Below are 4280 nucleotides of genomic sequence, written 5' to 3'. Positions count from 1 at the left end.
CAGGCAGGCCGCGTCAGCTGGACTCACGACTGCTATGCAGCCGAACGCAGCCTCGCGGGCTCGGCAGCTGCTACAGATCGCATTACCGCTTAACTGACTGGCATTAGCGGCATTAATGTCGACCTAATCGACTCGATCCAGCATCGGCGGACTTTCTATGGAGTTCTCCCATGTCACGCACTTTCACCCGCTGGTTGCCCGGCCTGTTGTTGACCGCCGCCCTGCCCGTCATCGCCCACGCCGAAGGACCGGCGTACGGCCCTGAGCTGCAAGGTTTCGATTACCCCTACACCCTCAAGCACTTCACGTTTGAATCCCAAGGCCAGGCCCTGCAAATGGGTTACATGGACGTCGCCGCCCACGGCAAGGCCAACGGTCGCAGCGTGGTATTGATGCACGGCAAGAATTTCTGCGCTGCCACCTGGGACGGTTCGATCAAAGCCCTGAGCGACGCCGGTTACCGCGTCATCGCCCCGGACCAGATCGGCTTCTGTACCTCCAGCAAACCGGCGCACTATCAGTACACCTTCCAGCAATTGGCGACGAACACCCAGCAGTTGCTCAAAACCCTGGGCATCCAGAAAGCGACCTTGCTGGGGCATTCCACCGGCGGCATGCTCGCCACCCGCTATGCCCTGCTATTCCCCGAACAGGTCGAGCAACTGGCGCTGGTCAATCCCATCGGCCTGGAAGACTGGAAAGCCCTCGGCGTGCCCTATCGCACGGTTGATCAATGGTACGAGCGCGAACTCAAAATCAGCGCCGACGGCATCCGCAACTACCAACGCGACACCTATTACAGCGGCCGCTGGAAGCCGGAATTCGATCGCTGGGTCGACATGCTCGTCGGCCTGAACAAAGGCCCGGGGCATACGCAAGTCGCGTGGAACTCGGCGCTGATCTACGACATGATCTTCACCCAACCGGTGTACTACGAATTCCAGAATCTGAAGGTGCCGACCCTGCTGTTGATCGGTACGTCCGACAGCACCGCCCTCGGCAGTGACATCGCGTCACCCGAGGTCAAGGCGAAGCTCGGGCACTACGACGTCCTCGGCAAACAAGTGGCCAAGCTGATTCCCCAGTCCACGCTGGTCGAATTTCCTGGCATGGGCCACGCACCACAGATGGAAGAACCGGAAGAGTTCCACCAGGCCCTGCTCGCCTGGCTTAACAAGACCCACCCCGTGCGTTGAAGAGGAAAGGCTGATGCCGGTGCAGATTGCAGTGATTGATGATTGGCAGGATGTGGCGCGGGATGTAGTGGACTGGTCGGTGCTGGACAGCATCGGCCAGGTGAGTTTTCTCCATGACTACCCGACCGACAACCCGTCCCTGGCCGAGCGCCTGGCCGGGTTTGAGGTGATCTGCGTGATGCGCGAGCGCACCCGTTTCGATGAAGACCTGCTGCGCCGCCTGCCGAAACTCAAATTGCTGGTGACCGGCGGCATGCGCAACGCGGCCCTGGACCTCAAGGCCGCTGCCGCGCTGGGTATTCAGGTCAGTGGCACCGACAGCTACAAACACGCCGCGCCGGAACTGACCTGGGCGCTGATCATGGCCGCGACCCGCAATCTGGTGGTCGAAGCTGGCGCCCTGCGTGCCGGCCAATGGCAACAACGCCTGGGCGGCGACCTGCATGGCAAGACGCTGGCCATCCTTGGTCTGGGCAGTATCGGCCAGCGTGTCGCACAATTCGGTCAGGTTTTCGGCATGCGCGTCATCGCCTGGAGTGAAAACCTCACGGCCGAACGGGCGGCACAAGTCGGTGTGACCTACGTCAGCAAGCAGGAACTGTTCGAACAGGCCGACGTGCTGTCGGTGCACCTGGTGTTGAGCGATCGCAGTCGGGGGCTGGTGGACGCACAAGCACTGGGCTGGATGAAACCCACGGCGCTGCTGGTGAACACCGCTCGCGGACCGATTGTCGATGAGGCGGCGCTGATCAAGGCGCTACAGAAGCAACGACTGGCCGGTGCCGCACTGGACGTCTTCGAGCATGAGCCACTACCCGCCCACCATCCTTTTCGGACCCTGGACAATGTGCTGGCGACACCCCATGTCGGGTATGTGAGCCAACAGAACTACCAGCTGTTTTTTTCGCAAATGATCGAGGACATACAAGCCTGGGCGACGGGCGCACCGATTCGTCTGCTGAGCTGATACCAAGTCATCGTTCATCGTCGGAACGCCGCCCAGATGTTGTGCTCGACGAAAGTCCCATGTGGGAGCGGGCTTGCTCGCGAAGGCGTCGTGTCAGTCGACATCAACGCAGCTGACACACCGCCTTCGCGAGCAAGCCCGCTCCCACAGGGATCTTCAGCGCACACGGCGTGTAAGGCACAAAACCATGCCTGCGCCCCGATATGAGCTTTCCTTGAAAACACCGCCAGAACGTAGTGAATAATTGTTCATGCTGCGGTGTTCTCAGGACAACAACCATGAACATGAGATTACCGGGGCAGACAGCCCCTTCAATTGTTCATGCCGTTTGCTGGCTCAACCATGCGCTGCATGTGGCAGGGCGCGATCTGATCTGAAACGCATGACCCTATGGAGCAATGCCCATGAATATTCGTTTTGCTGTTCTGATGACCCCACTGTTGCTGGCCGTCGCATTGTCCGGCTCACTCGCCCTGGCCAACGGTGGTGGCGGCGGTGACGACATGCCCAGCAGGCCCAACTGCCCGAAAGGTCAGGTGCTCGATAGTAAATCGAAGCGTTGTGTCAGGCAGACCAGCAACCTGGTGCCGGACGAAGACCGCACCAACTATGCCTATCGACTGGCCAAGGACGGGCGTTATGAAGAAGCCCTGGCCCTGCTCGACACGCTGAAACAACCGAACACGGCAAAAGCGCTGAACTATCGCGGCTACGCTACGCGTAAACTAGGACGCACCGACGAAGGCATCGGCTATTACCTGCAATCGGTGAAACTGGACCCGCAGTATGCGCAAGTCCGTGAATACCTCGGCGAGGCCTATGTGATCAAGGGCCGGCTGGATCTTGCACAAGAGCAATTGCAGCAGATCAAAGCCATCTGCGGCAACACTCAATGCGAGGAGTATCAGGACCTGGCCGAAGCCATCAACGGATCATCGAAAACCTGACAACCCGAGCGGACGGAGGTCGCCATCGCCAGCGATCAGGCAATACGAACGGAACTGAACCAGCATCTGGCGCGTTTATGGCGCTACGGCCTGTTGCTGTCCCGGCAACGGCATGTCGCCGATGACCTGGTGCAGGCCACTTGCGTGCGGGCACTGGAACGGGCCGGGCAATACGTGCCGGGGACGCGCATGGACCGCTGGCTGCTGAGCATTCTGCATTCGATCTGGCTCAACGAAATCCGCGCCCGGCGGGTGCGTCAAGGTCAGGGCTGCGTGGACGCCGATGAGGCCTTGTCGTTCGATGGTGAGTCCGTGGCGCAGACCCACGTGTTGGCAGCGCAGGTGATCCGCCGCGTCGATGCGTTGCCCGAGACCCAGCGCGAAACGGTGTTTCTCGCCTACGTCGAAGGTTTGTCCTACCGCGAAGTCGCCGAAGTGCTGCAAGTGCCCATCGGCACGGTCATGAGTCGCCTGGCCGCCGCACGAGCAAAACTGGCCGAATATCCGCCGTTGCACACGGTGCCCAACCCCAACCGAGGAGAACATTGATGAACGCGAGACCCTCGGACGAACAACTGGTGGCTTACCTCGACAACCAACTCGATACCGAGCAGCGCTCGCGCATCGACGCGGCCATCATTGCCGATCCGATACTCGGGCTGCGCCTGCAATGGCTGGATCGCAGCAGCCTGCCGTTCAAGAACGCCTACGATGAACTGGCGCGACAGGCGCCGGTGGATCGCTTGCAAGCCATGCTCGCCACGCTGCCCTCACCCGCCCGCCCCGCGCTCAACCGGCGCTGGTTCCTCGCCGCCGCGGCCGGACTGCTGGCCGGCGGTGTGCTCGCGGACCGTTTGTTCCTCGGCTGGCAAGCGAGTCAGCAGACACACAGCTGGCGCGGTCTGGTGGCCGATTACATGGCGCTCTACGTACCTGAGACCCTGGATCACTTACCCAGTGATGAAGCCGCGCAACGGGCACAACTGCGGACCATCGATGCGCGCCTGGGCCTCGACCTTGCGCCGGCAAAACTGAGCCTGCCCCGTGCCGAGTTCAAGCGTGCACAAATCCTCGAGTACGACGGCGCGCCCATCGCTCAGATCACCTACCTCGACCCGGTGCATGGGCCTATGGCGCTGTGCGTCACACGATCCAATAGCGGCAGGCGCC

At 61.2% G+C, this 4280-nt stretch carries 5 protein-coding genes; all 5 read left to right on the top strand.

Annotated elements, in window-relative coordinates:
* The first annotated feature begins 170 nt into the window (after positions 1–170).
* A complete protein-coding gene (locus PMI28_RS02400) occupies positions 171–1196 on the top strand; it encodes an alpha/beta fold hydrolase (RefSeq protein ID WP_007992028.1) in 1026 nt (341 codons plus the stop codon).
* Between the two features lie 13 nt (positions 1197–1209).
* Positions 1210–2163, top strand: a complete 954-nt coding sequence (locus PMI28_RS02405) for a D-2-hydroxyacid dehydrogenase family protein (protein WP_007992025.1) — start codon at positions 1210–1212, stop codon at positions 2161–2163.
* 404 nt (positions 2164–2567) lie between these two features.
* Positions 2568–3110 (top strand): tetratricopeptide repeat protein, encoded by a 543-nt coding sequence (locus PMI28_RS02410; protein WP_007992023.1) that lies wholly within the window; start codon positions 2568–2570, stop codon positions 3108–3110.
* Positions 3111–3176: 66 nt separating this feature from the next.
* The gene (locus tag PMI28_RS02415; protein WP_050548711.1) at positions 3177–3659 is read left to right on the top strand and encodes an RNA polymerase sigma factor; all 483 of its coding nucleotides are present in this window, start codon (positions 3177–3179) and stop codon (positions 3657–3659) included.
* A partial coding sequence (locus tag PMI28_RS02420; protein ID WP_007992020.1) for an anti-sigma factor family protein occupies positions 3659–4280 on the top strand: 622 nt, incomplete at its 3' end. The genes PMI28_RS02415 and PMI28_RS02420, both read left to right, overlap by 1 nt.

It is taken from the genome of Pseudomonas sp. GM48, from assembly GCF_000282335.1.
In the GTDB taxonomy this organism is placed as follows: Bacteria; Pseudomonadota; Gammaproteobacteria; order Pseudomonadales; family Pseudomonadaceae; genus Aquipseudomonas.
The sequence above is the reverse complement of the archived record's forward strand: the minus strand, read 5'-3'. Positions and strand labels throughout refer to the sequence as shown.

Bases quoted from the DNA above. Each gene is read 5' to 3' on its own strand.
- PMI28_RS02405 (WP_007992025.1), top strand. From the start codon at position 1,210: ATGCCGGTGCAGATTGCAGTGATTGATGATTGGCAGGATGTGGCGCGG.
- PMI28_RS02410 (WP_007992023.1), top strand. From the start codon at position 2,568: ATGAATATTCGTTTTGCTGTTCTGATGACCCCACTGTTGCTGGCCGTC.
- PMI28_RS02400 (WP_007992028.1), top strand. From the start codon at position 171: ATGTCACGCACTTTCACCCGCTGGTTGCCCGGCCTGTTGTTGACCGCC.